Below are 16,125 nucleotides of genomic sequence, written 5' to 3'. Positions count from 1 at the left end.
CGCTATTGCCTTGTTTATGTCCCTGACTCCACACGAATAACATTTTCTACTCTCACAACATCCGCTCCAAGAGCTATATCGGCCACGGCATTCTTTAAAGAAAGCTCCTTGGCCTTATGTGTGACAAATATGAGAGGAACCTCTTTCATATTATGTCCCTTTTGAATAACAGAGGCAATGCTTACCCCATATTTCCCGAATATCCCTGCAATTCTTGCAAGCACTCCCGGCCTGTCCTCTACGGTGAGACGCACAAAGAATTCAGTCTCCCAGTTGTTGTCGAAAACAATATCCTCCGAAGCCACAGACTCATTGTAAAAGGTGCTGTACCTGTGCCTGCCTCTGTTACGGCAGGCGGCTATAATATCGGAAACAATGGCACTTCCCGTAGGCATATCTCCCGCTCCCCTTCCGTAAAGCATCAGATCTCCCACGGCATCACCGTTTATAAATACCGCATTGAAGGAGTCCTTAACCGCCGCAAGAGGATGGTTTAAAGGAATAAATGTAGGGTGTACACGCGTTTCAATAGCCTTTCCCCTCTTTTTTGCTATGGCAAGAAGGCGTATGGCATACCCAAGCTCTTTTCCATAGTTTATGTCATCTACCGTTATGCCTGTAATTCCCTCCCTGTACACATTGTCTATATGAACCCTTGTATGAAAGGCTATCGAGGACAGGATAGACAGCTTGTACATCGCGTCATAGGCCTCAATGTCCGCTGTCGGGTCAGGCTCGGCATACCCCAGTCTCTGTGCATCGGCAAGCACATCGTTAAATGCCCTTCCGTCATCCGACATCTTAGTAAGTATATAATTAGTGGTACCGTTAATAATGCCCATAATCTTATCTATCTTATTAGCCTGAAGAGATTCTCTTACACAGTTTATTACAGGGATGCCTCCCGCAACACTTGCCTCATAATAAAGTCCCACACCATTTTCCCCGGCAACCCTCTCCAGCTCATGCCAGTGCTTTGCCATAACCTCTTTATTTGCCGTAACCACCGTCTTTTTATTTTTTAATGCCTTGAGTATATACTCTCTGGCCGGGTCAACTCCTCCCATAAATTCAGCAACTATGGAAATCTCGGGATTATCGGTTATATCGTCTATAGAGTCGGTAAGTATTCCTTGCTCTATATTCACAGCTCTTTTCCTGCCAACATTCTTTACAAGGATTTTTTCAACCTTTAATTCAAGCCCTTCCCTGTGGAAAATTTCCCTGCCGTTTTCCAGCAATATTTTATATACTCCCGTGCCCACGTTTCCAAGTCCCAAAAGCCCTATTTTAATCTCCTCTGCCATTTAAAGTCCTCTCCTCTCTCTTTCATATTTAATAATATCCCGCAATACCCTTCGACACTCTCCAGTATATACAACAACAGTAAATAATTAAGTTAGTTTATTATACAGATTGTATTTTATAAAATCAAGGAGTATTCGGTAACTTGTATAGACTGATTTTTATTATATATTTAGCAATAAAGATTTTTACATGGAGGATATGATTTGATGTAAGCAATTATATCCTCTATGTTTGTAAAATCTTTATTGCATCCTATATAGAAATAGAAAAAAGAGAAGCCGCCGGCAATATCATTCCTGATATGCCGGCAGCCTTTCGCAGTGTTAATACGCAATATTCTTGGGTGTCTATTCAGTCCATAGCTTAATTCTGTCCTTTATCAGCTTGGAATATTCTACACCTGCCTTGTCAGCCCCTGCCCTTTTCAGTTCATCTAAAAAGCTGTCATATACCTGATCAAATTTTGCAGGCTCACATAGAATAGCACCGGGTATGCGTTTCTTGACAATATCATCAAACCTCTGGTTCAGCTCGTGCAAATCGGAGTCCACCGGAATTTGAATCTGCCATGCCGCTCCCCATTCCTTTACCGGGAACTCAGACGCCTTGGGGAACAAATCCAGCCATGTATTGGCATTGTATTTGCTTAAAGCCTCTCTCTCCGCATCGGTATAATCCTTTATCACCTGCTCAGGGAAGTTTGTAGTATAGTAATTCCCTGTCGGGTCCTTAACTCCGTCTCCGTATCTTACGCTCATCCTATACAGGCTTATGCCGCTTTCTCTTGTAAAGTTCATGTTGTCATTTGTCTTCCTGTCCTGTACCTCAGGTATAACATGGCGTATTCCCTTTTCATCAACGGTGTAATGTTTGTCTTTAACACCCCAGCTGTTTAATATCTGACCTTCGTCAGACGCAATAAAATCAAGGAATTTTATTGCTCTTTCGGGGTCCTTGCACTTTTTGGTAATACTTGTTCCAAGCCCCCCTGAGAAGCCGGTGCTCTGGAAGGAATGATCCTTTATGTCCTCACTTAAGGTTACAGGAAAATGCCCATAGCAGCGCTCATCCTTGCCCTCCTTTTTAAGAGCATCCTCACCCTCACTATACTGCCATTCCTGATCTATAAGCCCTAAAACAGTCCCTGTTGCAATTTTTGCCTTATACTGATCATACTTCTGTGTAAAGGTCTCCTTGTCAAGAAGGCCTATCGAATTCATATGGTTAAGCCAGCGGAAGTATTCCCTTTCCTCAGGCCTTAAGTAATGCTGCTTCGCTTCATAGGTCTTAGGATCGATGTACCACTCTCCGTCATCCGGCGCTCCCGTTGCATAAAACGCGGGGTTTCTTACCGTAATCATTGATCTCCAGTCCTCGGCAATAAGAGACAGCCCTATAGTGTCTTTACCGTCAATTTTAGGATACTTATCCTTATATGCCTTTATAGCATTTTCAAAATCCTTTACAGTACGTATTCTGGGATAGTTCTGATCCTTAAGCACTGCCAGCTGCAGCTCAAAGCCTCCTGTAGCATCAAAGTACTGCTGATCAACGTTCTCAATGCTGGCAATTATGTAGATAGAAGGATCCTCAAGGCTCCACCGCTGGCGCACAAGATAATCACCATATACCTTTTTTATGTTTGGGGCATGAGACTCAATAAGATCAGTCAAATCCACAAACGCACCCGCGTCTACCAGAAGATTGGGATACTTGGCCTGCATAAAGTCGGGGTATTCTCCGCTGGAAGCAAGCAAAGCCTCCTTCTGCTGAGGGTCGCCCACAGCAAATTCCACTTCAAGCGTAACTCCTGTCTTTTCCGTTATAAGCTTTCCAACATCGTCCTTCATTTCATTCCATTTGGCATTTGGATCTCCGCAGTACATGGTAAATGTTATAGGCTCAAGAGATTCTTCCTTCTCATCCCCTGAAGCTTGAGAGCCCGGATTCTGAGCATCTGCTCCCGTTTTCTCGGCAGAGCCTCCGCAGCCTGCCATGGACAATACCATGACACAAGCCAGAATAAAGCTGATTAAAGCAGCCAGCTTCCTTTTCATAATGCTTATTCCTCCTTAAGATTATAATTTATAGTAAAGATGTTTATTGCGTTAAAAGCGCTAGCTTTTAACAGCGCCAAGAGTCACCCCCTTGACAAAATATTTTTGCAGAAAAGGATAAACAACTAAAATAGGCACAGTAGCAACTATTGTTATAGCCATCTTTACCGAGTCTGGAGAAACTCTGGACATTATTTCCTCAGCATTGGAGTTGCGGACATTGTTTCCGCTCTGAGTTGACTGTATGATCTTCATAAGCTCATACTGCAAAGTGGTAAGGCTTTTTTTAGAGCCGTTGTACAGATATGTGTCAAACCATGAATTCCAGTGCCCCACTGCCACAAAAAGGGCAATAGTCGCCAATACCGGCTTGCACAGAGGAACTATTATGTGCAGGAATATTACAAGATCATTTGCACCCTCAATCTTTGCCGACTCCTGAAGAGCGTAAGGAAGCCCGTCTATATAGGAGCGCACTATAAATATATTGAACACATTAACTATTCCGGGAATTATATATACCCAGAAGTTGTTAAACATACCGATATCCCTCATGAGCATATAGGTGGGAATAATCCCTCCTGAAATGTACATGGTTATAACGAACATCAGCGAAAATAGCCTTCGAGCCTGAAATTCCCTGCAGCTTAATACATATGCCACCATAGCTCCGCTTGCAACGCCTGCAAGGGTACCTATTACCGTACGAAGCGTAGAGTTTACAAAGCCTGTCATAAGTGTGCTAAAATTAAATATGGTCCGGTAATTTTCAAGCGTGAACGCTCTGGGCCATATGTATATTCCCCCTCTTACCGTGTCTGAAGAATCATTGAATGAAATGGCCAGAACATTCAAGAAAGGGTATATGGTAATAATGAGAACAAACACCATGACGACCATTAGTAATATATCAAATATTTTATCGTAAATGCTGCCTCTTGTGGATAAAGCCCCGGATTGCATAATGAAAAACACTCCCCTCTGTCAATAAACGCTTTCATTAGTGAGCTTTTTAAATATTTTGTTGGCTGTAAACAACAGAATGACACTTACCACTGAGCTGAATACACCTATCGCAGTCCCGTAGGAATATCTGGACAGCTTAATTCCATAATTCAGGACATATAGCTCAAGAACCTCCGAGTAATCCATAACCAAAGCATTTCCAAGCAAAAACTGTTTTTCAAATCCTATTCTTATTAAATTGCCTATTGACAGTATGAATACAATAACTACCGTAGGACGTATGCCGGGAAGTGTAATATGCCATATGCGCTTCATGCGCCCCGCTCCGTCTACATAAGCCGCCTGATACAACTCCTGATCTATTCCCATTATTGCGGCAAGATATATTATTGCATTCCAGCCTGTCTCCTTCCACAAATCCGCAAGGGTTACAATAATCCAGAACAGTCCTCCCTTTGTGAAAAACTGAATAGGCTCGTCAATGATATGAAGCCTCACTAATAATTCATTTACTATTCCCCCGTCAATAGAAAGAATTTGGGTAATTAACCCTGCGGCAACTACCCATGAAACAAAATGGGGAAGATACGATATTGTCTGAACTGTCCTTTTGAAAAACTGACTTCTTATTTCATTTAAAAGTATTGCAAACACAATAGGGAATACAAAGCCTGCAATAAGGCCCATAATGCTCATAGCCAGCGTATTCCTCATTGCGAGATAGAATCTTTCGTCTGTAAAGAGCTTTAGAAAATTTGCAAGACCCACCCACTTTTGCTCGAATAAGGGCCTGCCCGGCTTATAATTTTGAAAAGCCATGATCCATCCCCATATAGGGACATAACAAAATACAATCAACCATACTACAAAGGGCAAAGACATAAGATACAGATAACGCTGCTTCCAAGCAATGCTCCAGAAACTGTTTCCTTCCGGCCTTCTGTTTGGAGGAGTGTTTGCGGTTACAAGCGGCTTCAAATTTGACCCTCTCCTTTATTAATTGAAGGATTTTATTTACCATAACTGTATTATATATTAAAAATATATTAAGTAATACCAATTAAATTTGAATAAAAATCCTATAAAAATTGTAAATGCCGCTTATAAATCCTTTCTTTTACGGAATTGCGAGGGCGAAATACCTAAGTATTTCCTGAACTTAAGGTTAAAGTAATCGACATTTGAATAGCCTGTTAGCTCTGCCACCTGATATACCTTCATCCCCCTTAAAAGAAGCGCCTTTGCCTTTTGTATTCTAACTCTGTCAAGATAAGTGTTAAAGCTCTCCCCTATGTGCTTCTTAAACAGCCTTCCCAGATACCCGCTCCCATAGTTAAACCTGCCCGCACACATTTCAAGCGTAAGCTTGTCACTGTAGTTCTCTTCTATAAAGTCGAGCATATTTTTTATAAGAATTTCATTGCTCCCGTCCTCCAAAATCACAGCAGCGCTGTTCTCTCCGTCAAGCCACTCCCTTTGCCTCTCTTTTTTCAGTGCCTCTCCGATTCTTATTAAATACTCTATCAGCTCCTCTTCATCAACAGGCTTAAGTATATACCCGTCAACCCTGCAGTCAATAGACCTTTTTGCATATTCAAAATCGGCATACCCGCTTAATACGAGGAAATGTACACGCGAATCCATTTTACGTATGGAAGATATAAGCTCAAGGCCATTTGCCTTAGGAAGGCGCATATCCACAACAATTAAATCAAACGACTGCCTTTTGTATTTTTGCAAAGCCTCCTCTCCGTCACACGCCGCTTCCGCAATAATAAACCCATATTCCTCCCATGGCACCACCAGCTTTAGTCCCTCGCGGACATTGGCATCGTCATCTACAACCATAACATTAAACATTATAATCCCCCCTTACAGGAAATAGAATGACAACCCGGGTACCCCGGCCAAGCTTGCTTTCAATAGCAACTCCATATCTTTCACCATAGGCCAGCTTAAGCCTAATATTTACATTTTTCAAGCCTATATGCCCCTCCTCCGCGCCATCCCGGCATTTAAGCAGCTTATAAATTTTGTCCATTTTATCCGCGTCTATTCCGTCTCCTTGGTCTGTCACACATACGCTGAGATCATTGTTTATTACACAGGCCTCAACACACACACTGCATCTGCCGTCTATACTCGAAGCTCCATAGCGCAGGGCATTTTCTACAATAGGCTGAATTGTTAAAGGAGGTATGTATATGCCCTCGGCACATGTACTCACTTCAAGCTTATAGCTTAGCTTATCCTTATAACGGAATTTTTCAATTTCCAGATAGCAGCGTATCATATCTATTTCATGCTTAAGAGGAATGTCCTGCGTACTGACCTCCAGCTTTTTTCTGATAAGCTTGCCCAGAGTTTTTACAATATGGGCTGTTTCCGTCTGTCCTTTAATGAGTGAGTTTATTCGTATTGATTCGAGAGCATTAAATAAAAAGTGCGGATTCATCTGGCTTGCCAGCATCTTAAGCATCAGTTCGTTCTGCTTTTGCTGGAGCTGATTTTTTTGCATGTTGGATTCATTCACTTCAAATATCAAATTTTTAATGCTGAGCAGCATGTTATTGAACTGTCTGGAAAGCTGTCCTATTTCGTCATCCCCCCCGATGCCGGGGCAGACATCCAAGTTGCCGTCCGCTGCCTGCTTCATTGTCATGCTGAGCCTGGTAATTCTTTTGGACAAAAGCCATGAAACAATAAAAACAAGAAGAATTGCCGCAATACAGCTTGCCGAAACAATAAGAAAGCCCTGCATAAGGATTTGGTTGCTTTTTTTTAAAATACTCCCGGAAGAAACAACAGATACTATCTTCAGCCCATTGATGCTGGCATAAGTTTTCAGTTCCTTGACAATTATTCTTGACGGCTCTCCTTTAATGACGTGATCAAACATTCCGTTTTTGGGCGAATTGCCGGTAAAAATCCCAATCTCACTCAGAGTTTTGCCTATATATTCATCATTATTCGCCGCCACAATATAGTCGTTTGAATCGGCGATGACGGTTTCAAACGACTCCTGGTTCAATGCCGAGTTCAGACAGGCCTTTTTTATGCTGATAACAAGAATTCCATAGCTGCCGTAGCCTGAAAAGTTTATTTTGCGCACCAGAGAGAAGCTTTTTTCGTTTGCTTTGGTTTCGTCGGGTATATAGTGCCATCCTATAAGCCCCTTGGATTTTACCGCTTCTAAATACCATAAAGAATTTGCGATCTCCTTCTCAGGCTGCATGTAGCACCAGTTATTTATCAGCGTGGGATTGTCAATATAGAGCCTTATGCTCGATATTTCCCGGCTGTGGTTCCTCAGCTTTTCGTTTATATCGTCATATTCGATGTATGCCATAACCACATCGAGTACGGAATCATGTCTTGTGTTTACCAATTTTTTAAGCCTTGAATCAAACATTAATTCTACCGAAGCATTTATCGGCACCTTTAAAATATCCTCGGTGGATTTTTTTATACGCAAAATAGCATTATCCATATCCTTTACGGCATCCTCAAGCGCTGCCTGCCTGAATCTGGCGGTAAGCACCGCTCCCGCAAAAACAAGAGGAACAAACACAACCAGCACAAAAGCAAGCATCAGCTTATTCCTTATTTTTATATCATTAAGCCGCTGTATAAGAGCTGATAAAAGCATACTTTTCACCCGCTTGAAAAATTTAAATTTAAAAACAGCTTAACTGCAATATCATTCCAAACACAGCATCAGCTAACTTAATTCTCTGATATTTCTATATTTAGATTTAATTTATCATATTAATGTATTTAATTCAATACTCTAACAAAGGCTAAAACAAATTCTGCCCTGCTTTGGCTGGGGGGTGTATTTAATTTAAGTGACGAAAATGTTACCAACGAATATATTTTGTGGTAATATGAATGAAAATGCAAATTTTAACTCCCCTTCTATCTTCCCCTCACATTGAGGGGAAGAAAAAGAAGGGCACTGGAGAAGAAAATGAGAAGAACAACGCAGGCGCATGTAAAGCGAAAACAGCAGTAGAAGTGGATGGAAGTATTCATAAACAGGACGAACGTAAGGAATTGAAAGTGCTTTATGGAGAAATGTTGAAGACATAATTGCTGCTTAGAAGACCAGCAAAACCTACATGGACCTTCTTTTCCTTCCCCTCGAAGTGAGCGGAAGATAGATAGGGAGCTTATTAAAAATCTGGATTTGGAATAAAACGCCATAATATATTGGCTCTTTTTAACCATTTTTTGGATAATTATGCTGTTATGTGAAAAAGGTGCTTCAATTGTAATCCCTATGGCGATTTCCGGAATAACTGTGTCAGATATAATTTATGCACCCTTGTCTGAGTGCTTCATGGCTTTATAAATAACAATATGCTATAATTACATTAACAAACATTTACAGTTTAAGGAGGCTATGCAATGAGTAATTTTTTAGAATTTGCATCTAAAAGAAGAAGTATCAGAAAATTTGAAGATAGAGATATACCCCAAGAGGACATAGAATACTTTATCAGTGCCGCCATAAGCGCGCCCAGTGGCTGCAACAGCCAGTGCTGGAGATTTGTAGCAATAAGAGACAGGGAGATAATACATAAGATAGAGGAAGCCGTCGTTAGAAAGACAGAGAGCATATTGGCGGTTAAGAGCGGAGAGCTGTCAAATGAGTATTTGTCCTCCAGAAGGAAGATGTCAACTTTTTTTGTAAAGGCTCCCGTTAATATAGCGGTATTTATGACGGCGGTAAAGTATGTCGATCCCACTCTTATATCAGCCTTTAAGGATTGCGGCTATGAAGATGATGCCATTATGAGGATGTATGGAAATTATGATCTGCTGTCCATAGGCGCCGCAGTGCAGAATATGCTTCTGGCTGTGCATGAAAAGGGCTATGGGGCATGCTGGATGAATGATCCTGCCATTGCGGGAGAAGAAATCAATAAAATTCTTGGAGAGCCTGCCGAGAATAGATTCATAAGCCTCATACCCATAGGCTTTCCTGCTTATTCTCCCAGAGATAAAAAAATGAAGGAGCTGTCCGAGGTGCTTTCAATAAAATAGCATTTTCAATATCCCTTTTTCATAATCTCCTCTGCTATTTGCCTAAATACAGGTGCGGCTGCCTCATTACCCATTTTACCGTTTTCCACAAACACAGCCACAGCATATTTAGGCTGTTTGGCAGGGAAATATCCCGCAAACCATGCCTGCACGACGCTTTGCCCGTCAATAAGCTGCCCTGTTTCGGCGCTCCCTGTCTTACCCCCTGCCCCTCCGAATTCATCAAGATTGGCTTTTGTTCCCGTACCGTTTGTTATTACTTCCTCCATAAGCTCTTTAATAATCTCAGCGGTGTCCCTTCGTATTATTCTTCTGCTTTCGGTCACGCGTACTTTTTTTAATATGTTCCCCTCATCATCCACTATTGAATCCACTATGTTGATTTTGTTCTTAACTCCCCCGTTTGCAACAGTTGCAACTATATCCGCAACCTGCACGGGAGTGACCATAACCTCCCCCTGACCTATGGACATGTTTGCAGTGTCTCCTTTTGTATGGTTTTCTGTTTTTGAAGGCAGCCGCCCGGCAGATTCACTTATTCCCTGAGCTTTTATTCCCGTAGTGCTTCCAAGCCCAAACCTCTTTGCCATGTCAATTATGTTGCCATGCCCTAATTTTATTCCCATCTCAATGAAATATGAGTTACAGGACATTGCAAATGCCTTTTTTAAGTCAACCCAGCCGTGCCCCTCCTCCTTGTGGCAGCCAAACACCCTGTTCCCCAGCTTTACGGAGCCTCCACAGAAATACTCCTCCATATATCCTACATTCCCCTCCAGAGCCTCCGCTGCATCAATAATTTTAAATATGGAACCCATATTGTATGATGCGACCGCCTTATTAAACAGCTCCTTTTCAGAGCTGTTAAGAAATGCCTGGACATTATCAGGATCAAAATCCGGCTTGCTTGAAATGGCAACTATGTCCCCGCTGTCAACAGCCTCCACAACAACAGCCCCTTTTATGGAGTTGCTGTCCATAACCTCTTCTACTATCTTCTGAATATGATAGTTCAGAGTCAGCCTAACATTTACCTTTTTAGCGGTATCCTCAGCCACCAGCCTGTAGCCCATGCCCTGGAGCGCATTATTCTTTGCGTCTGTGATAATGCCCACAAAGTTTTTCTGAGCATACTTAAGCAGCTCATCATAGCTTTTTTCAATACCTGCCTCTCCCGTCTTATCAACACTGTTTAAGTATCCCACCACATGTCTTGCCAGACTATCCGGGCCGTACCTGTCCATGTAGTTAATTACCGATATGCCCTGTATGTTTTCTCTTAAAATTCTGTCTTTTATATATTGATCCGCTTCAAATATAATAGGCTGCTGTCTTACGTCTATTTCTCTTCTTATAGTGTTAAAGTTAACTCCAAGAATACTTGCAGCTTTTCTTATGTCGTCCTCCCTGCCTCTTAAATAAAGAGGCTTCAGCACAATCATTGCCCTTTTATTTCTTCCCGTAAAGGCTATTCCGTTCCTGTCCAATATATTACCTCTGGGCTTCTGTATTACGGAGCTGGATATTCTCTGTGATGATGCGGCGTTAGAAAGCTTGTCTGCCGCGTATGTCTGAAGATAAAAAATGCGTACAGCCAGAGAAAGCATCAATACACATACGACTATAAAAATCAATTTACTTCTATTTTTATACATAAAAACAGCCCCTTTCATTTTCTAAGTCTGCCATGAAAGGGGCCTGTTTATTCATAAAATCTCTTATTGCTTTGATTTTCTTCTTAAAATAGTATATTCCGGAATTTCTCTGTCAATGGGCATATAAACAGTCATTTGAGGGTGGGGAGCAGAATCAATATCCTCATTGTCTTCATTTTTCATCCCCGCTATTATGTGGTTAAAATATCTTCCTTCGGGAGTCTCAACCTCTATTTCCTCTCCCGACTGCATACGGTTTCTTTGCTCTACCGTAGCAATACCCGTATTACTGTCATAAGCCTTTACCAGCCCGACAAAATCATACTCCCTTATATACGAGCTTGTATGGTAGATCTGTCCGCCTTCCATAGGCCTTCCAAAATAAAATCCTGTGGAATACTCTCTGTGACTGGCCTTTGAGATTTCCTCAGCCCAGAAGCGGTCGAAGCTGTAGCCCTCGGGATTTTCATAATACCTGTCTATAGCCTGACGGTAAGCTTTCACTACAGTTGCTACATAATATGAGCTTTTCATGCGGCCCTCTATTTTAAAGCTGCAAGCGCCCGAGCTTATCATCTCGGGTATATGCTCAATCATACAGAGATCCTTTGAATTATATATAAACGTTCCTCTTTCATTTTCCACCACAGGCATATACTCCCCGGGCCTTTTCTCCTCAACCAGATGGTATTTCCATCTGCAAGGGTGCGCGCACAGACCTCTGTTGGAGTCACGGCCTGTCATATAGCTGCTTAGAAGGCATCTTCCCGAATAGGAAATACACATTGCGCCATGTACAAACAGCTCCAGTTCCAGACTGTCGTCCACTTTTTCTCTTATCTCCCGTATTTCCTTCAGTGAAAGCTCCCGCGCCACTACAATTCTCTTCACACCATGCTCATGCCAGAACCTCGCGCTTCTCCAGTTGGTGTTGTTTGCCTGCGTGCTTAAGTGTATCTCCATCTCCGGTACTGCTTCCTTAACGATGGAATATACACCGGGATCGGACAGTATTATTGCGTCAATTCCCATGGCGGACACCGCCTCGGCATATTCTCCCATGCCCTCCAGATCGGTATTGTGGGGTATGATGTTCATGGTAAGGTAAACCTTTTTGCCCCTTGCGTGAGCGAATTCAATACCTTTTTTCATGTCCTCCCCGGCGAAATTGCCGGCAGACGCCCTGAGGCCGTACTCTTCTCCTCCAACATATACCGCATCCGCTCCATATGCTATAGCCATTTTCAATTTCTCAAGATTTCCCGCAGGTGCAAGCAGCTCAACCTTCTTCATCATTTCCTCCTAAAATGGGGACATTCCGGGGACATTCGGGGACATTCCTCGACGCAGGAGAGGTGTGTCCCCGTACCTCTTTCGGAGAGGTGTGTCCCCGTACCTTAGCCTCCCCCTACCTTATACGATAATGCCACTCCGTCCCCTATGGGGATTATGCTGGTGTCCAGTCTCTCATCCGTGCAAATCGCGTTGAGATAACTCCTCATCCTTTTTACAATGGTCTTTTTGCGCCTTACAACAAGGCAGTCACTGGCTACCATACCCTTATACAGCACGTTGTCGGATATTATAAGCCCTCCTTCACTCAGCATTCGAATGCAGTGTGGCAAAAATTCACAGTATTGGCCTTTGGCAGCATCCAGAAATATGATATCATAGCTTTTGTCAAGACAGCTTAATACCTCCAGCGCGTCTCCCTGTATTATGTTAATGACCTCACCAAGCCCCGCCCTGCTTATGTTGTCCCTTGCCCGGTTCAGCATAAGCTCATACCTGTCTATGGTGTCAATTTTTCCGTCCGGCGCCAGTATGCTTGAAAACAGTATGGCGGAGTAGCCTATGGCAGTACCTACCTCAAGCACTCTGCGGGGCTTTGCCATTCTGCCGAGTACTGTAATCAGGCGCGCAACCTCAGGATGTACTATGGGTACGTGGTTCTCCCTCGCAAAAGCTTCAAGCTCAGCCAGAATTCCCTCATTAGCTCTTATTGTTTTCCGTATATAATCGTTGATATAGTCATAGCAAATCATAGCCGGCAGCTTCTCCAATCATTAAAATCCATACCGTCATCTGCTCTTTAACGTCCTTTGAGCCTTTGCCTGTGCGCTAAGGTGCTCATTATAGGTCTTTGAGAAGAAATGCTCTCCGCTTCCGTCCTCTTTTGCAACAAAAAACATATAGCTGTGGTCTTCAGGATAAAGAGCCGCCATTATTGATTCCTCTCCCGGGCTGCATATTGGCCCCGGAGGAAGCCCCTCATGTATATACGTGTTATACGGGCTGTCAATTTCGGTATCCTCATTAAGTATTACATCCTTTATCTTTCCCGTTTGGCTGTAAAGTATATACTGTATTGTAGCACAGGACTGAAGTCTTCTGAGCGTCTTATCCTTGCTCTTTAGCCTGTTGTAAAAAACTCCCGATATTCTTGCCCGCTCCCCCGACACCCTTGCCTCTCTCTCGATAATCGAAGCAAGAGTTATTATCTCGTCGGTACTCATTCCCAGCTCTTTAGCCCTGTCACGCTGCTTTGCTGTAAAAACCTTCCCGAACTGCTCCAGCATCTTATTTATTATTTCCTTTTCCCTGCCGTCCTTAGCTTCAAACTCATACGTTTCGGGGAACAAATACCCTTCAAGGCGGTGCTCCCTGTCCTTTGGTATATCCTTTAAAAAGTCAAAGCCAAGCTCTTCGCTGTGCACTACCCTTGCAAACTCATTCTCATCAATAAGCCCTTTCTCGCTTAAAAGCTTAACAAGCTGCTTGTAATTATAGCCCTCGGGAATGGTAACCTTCATACCGGGATCAGGGAGGGGATCGCCCGTTAAAACAGCCATTATTTCAACATATCCCAGCTTAGGGCTGACAATATGCTCTCCCGATCTATAGGCTCCGTCAAAGCCATTAATTTTTGAGATGAGCTTAAACATCCCGGTGCTGCTTATTATCTTGTTTTCTTTAAGAATATCGGCTATATGTCCCGTGCCGGAGCCCCTTGGTATGCTTATATGAACCTCATCCTCCGGCAGAATGCTTATGGCTGCCTGCTCGTTCCTTATTACATTTTTCATAACATATTTATATGAAAACATGCAGCTTGCCGCCGTTAAAAGCACAATAAGCACAAATACCGACAATCTTAAAAAGATCTTATTTCTCACACTATATCTTCCGTCCTTTTCCGAGGCATCTTCGCTCATGCCATACTCACCCCGCCGATTTAAATCAAAGTCCTTTTTTTGCCTTAGACCCCTGCTTAGCCCTCATCTCAGTGTCGAGAATCTTTTTTCTCAGCCTTATGCTCTTGGGTGTTATTTCAACTAGTTCATCATCGGTAATAAACTCCAAAGCCTGCTCCAAACTCAGAATTGTAGGGGTTGTCAGCCTCAAAGCCTCATCTGACCCCGATGCCCTCATGTTTGTAACATGCTTTTTCTTGCACACGTTAACCACTATATCCTCACTTCTGGCATTTTCACCTACAATCATTCCCTCATATACCTTGACTCCGGCATCAATAAACAGCGTGCCTCTCTCCTGAGCATTGTAAAGCCCATAGGTAACCGCTTCCCCCTGCTCCCACGCAATCATTGAGCCCCTTTGTCTTGAAGATATTTCTCCCTTATACGACTCAAAGCTGTCGAATACGTGATTCATTATTCCATTTCCCTTTGTATCGGTCAAAAACTCCGAACGATAGCCTATAAGCCCCCTTGCCGGAATCTTAAATTCAAGCCTCATGTATCCCTGATTGGCGGAATGCATATTCACCATCTCTGCCTTTCTCGTTCCCAGCTTTTCCATTACAACACCCATGAATTCCTCCGGCACATCTATTGTGAGGTATTCAACAGGCTCGTGCTCCTCCCCGTCAACGATCTTCATAATAACGGTGGGCTTGGATACCTGAAATTCATAGCCCTGCCGTCTCATTGTCTCTATGAGTATGGACAGGTGGAGCTCTCCTCTTCCCGACACCTTAAACGAGTCCGCGGCGTCAGTCTCCTCCACCCTTAAGCTTACGTTTGTTTCAAGCTCCTTAAACAGTCTGTCTCTTAAGTGTCTTGACGTTACAAAGCTGCCTTCGCGCCCCGCAAAAGGGCTGTTATTTACAATAAAATTCATTGATATTGTCGGCTCGTCTATGTCGACAAACGGAAGAGGCTCCGGGGTGCCGACATCGCAGATTGTCTCCCCTATGGTTATATCCCCGACACCCGATACCGATACTATATCTCCCAGCTTTGCATCGGAAGCTTCGGCCCTCTTAAGTCCCTCAAACTTATACAGCTTTACTATTTTTATATTCTGAAGGCTTCCGTCCTTCCTGCAGATAATGGCCTGCTGGCCCGACTTTATTTTACCCCTCTCTATACGTCCTATGGCTATTCTTCCAACATACTCGTCATAGTCTATATTGGAAACAAGGAGCTGAAGCGGCTGTTCTTCGTCGCCTTCAGGAGACGGCACCTTTTCTATTATGGTTTCAAACAGAGGCTTTAAGTCCACTCTCTCTCCATACAGGTCGCAAACAGCAAACCCTTCCCTTGAGGACGCGTATATTACCGGGAACTCCAATTGATCGTCATCCGCTCCAAGCTCAATAAAAAGCTCCAGAACATCATCCACAACCTCATCAGGCCTTGCCTCGGGCCTGTCTATCTTATTAACCACCACAATGGGCTTTAAATCCAGCTCCAAAGCTTTCTTGAGCACGAATCTGGTCTGCGGCATGGGGCCCTCAAAGGCATCCACAAGGAGCAAAACCCCGTCGACCATTTTAAGCACGCGCTCCACCTCTCCCCCAAAATCGGCGTGGCCGGGGGTATCCACTATATTTATTTTTATTCCGTCGTAATTGACAGCAGTGTTTTTGGAAAGAATAGTAATACCTCTTTCCCTCTCCAAGTCATTGGAGTCCATTACTCTCTCCTGAACCTGCTCGTTCTCTCTGAAAATACCGCTCTGCCTGAGCATCCCGTCAACCAATGTAGTTTTGCCGTGATCTACATGGGCAATTATTGCTATATTCCTTATATCCTGTCTAATATTTTTCACAAAAACTCTCCTTTAAT

General features: G+C 43.1%; 13 protein-coding genes. 2 read left to right on the top strand and 11 right to left on the bottom strand.

The genetic code is table 11. The features are described from left to right. Positions 1–14 precede the first annotated feature (14 nt). From DFR58_RS03730 to DFR58_RS03705, 6 genes are all read right to left on the bottom strand, one after another. Positions 15–1,307: a homoserine dehydrogenase gene (locus DFR58_RS03730; RefSeq protein WP_114296465.1), complete on the bottom strand. Its 1,293-nt coding sequence runs from the start codon at positions 1,305–1,307 to the stop codon at positions 15–17. A 348-nt stretch (positions 1,308–1,655) separates the two neighbouring features. Further along, positions 1,656–3,365, bottom strand: coding sequence for an ABC transporter substrate-binding protein (locus tag DFR58_RS03725; RefSeq protein WP_114296464.1), 1,710 nt, complete (start codon positions 3,363–3,365; stop codon positions 1,656–1,658). A gap of 60 nt (positions 3,366–3,425) precedes the next feature. Further along, the gene (locus DFR58_RS03720) at positions 3,426–4,328 is read right to left on the bottom strand and encodes a carbohydrate ABC transporter permease (protein ID WP_114296463.1); all 903 of its coding nucleotides are present in this window, start codon (positions 4,326–4,328) and stop codon (positions 3,426–3,428) included. 21 nt (positions 4,329–4,349) lie between these two features. Then, a complete protein-coding gene (locus DFR58_RS03715) occupies positions 4,350–5,309 on the bottom strand; it encodes an ABC transporter permease (protein ID WP_242987379.1) in 960 nt (319 codons plus the stop codon). 123 nt (positions 5,310–5,432) lie between these two features. Next, entirely contained in the window at positions 5,433–6,191 is a 759-nt protein-coding gene (locus tag DFR58_RS03710; protein ID WP_114296462.1) for a response regulator transcription factor, read from the bottom strand. Further along, the gene (locus DFR58_RS03705; protein WP_114296461.1) at positions 6,184–7,980 is read right to left on the bottom strand and encodes a sensor histidine kinase; all 1,797 of its coding nucleotides are present in this window, start codon (positions 7,978–7,980) and stop codon (positions 6,184–6,186) included. The genes DFR58_RS03710 and DFR58_RS03705 overlap by 8 nt, the downstream gene beginning before the upstream one ends. Positions 7,981–8,222: 242 nt before the next feature. Between DFR58_RS03705 and DFR58_RS03700 the strand changes: the two genes are divergently transcribed. Together DFR58_RS03700 and DFR58_RS03695 are read left to right on the top strand one after the other, a co-directional pair. Then, positions 8,223–8,423, top strand: coding sequence for a hypothetical protein (locus DFR58_RS03700; protein ID WP_114296460.1), 201 nt, complete (start codon positions 8,223–8,225; stop codon positions 8,421–8,423). A gap of 318 nt (positions 8,424–8,741) precedes the next feature. Then, positions 8,742–9,380 (top strand): nitroreductase family protein, encoded by a 639-nt coding sequence (locus DFR58_RS03695; protein WP_114296459.1) that lies wholly within the window; start codon positions 8,742–8,744, stop codon positions 9,378–9,380. A 5-nt stretch (positions 9,381–9,385) separates the two neighbouring features. Here DFR58_RS03695 and DFR58_RS03690 read toward each other — a convergent pair whose 3' ends face one another. From DFR58_RS03690 to typA, 5 genes are all read right to left on the bottom strand, one after another. After that, complete coding sequence (locus tag DFR58_RS03690; protein WP_114296458.1) at positions 9,386–11,035, bottom strand: peptidoglycan D,D-transpeptidase FtsI family protein; 1,650 nt, start codon at positions 11,033–11,035, stop codon at positions 9,386–9,388. 63 nt (positions 11,036–11,098) lie between these two features. Further along, positions 11,099–12,328, bottom strand: a complete 1,230-nt coding sequence (locus tag DFR58_RS03685) for a peptidase U32 family protein (protein ID WP_114296457.1) — start codon at positions 12,326–12,328, stop codon at positions 11,099–11,101. Positions 12,329–12,432: 104 nt separating this feature from the next. Continuing rightward, positions 12,433–13,080, bottom strand: a complete 648-nt coding sequence (locus tag DFR58_RS03680) for an O-methyltransferase (protein ID WP_114296456.1) — start codon at positions 13,078–13,080, stop codon at positions 12,433–12,435. Between the two features lie 36 nt (positions 13,081–13,116). Next, positions 13,117–14,250 carry an endolytic transglycosylase MltG gene (gene mltG, locus DFR58_RS03675; RefSeq protein WP_114296455.1) on the bottom strand — a complete coding sequence of 378 codons (1,134 nt, stop codon included), beginning with the start codon at positions 14,248–14,250 and terminating at the stop codon, positions 13,117–13,119. A 25-nt stretch (positions 14,251–14,275) separates the two neighbouring features. Then, a complete protein-coding gene (typA, locus tag DFR58_RS03670; protein ID WP_114296454.1) occupies positions 14,276–16,108 on the bottom strand; it encodes a translational GTPase TypA in 1,833 nt (610 codons plus the stop codon). Positions 16,109–16,125 lie beyond the last annotated feature (17 nt).

Source organism: Anaerobacterium chartisolvens (genome assembly GCF_003337415.1).
GTDB lineage: Bacteria > Bacillota > Clostridia > Acetivibrionales > DSM-27016 > Anaerobacterium > Anaerobacterium chartisolvens.
This window is presented reverse-complemented; position numbering and strand designations above follow the sequence as displayed.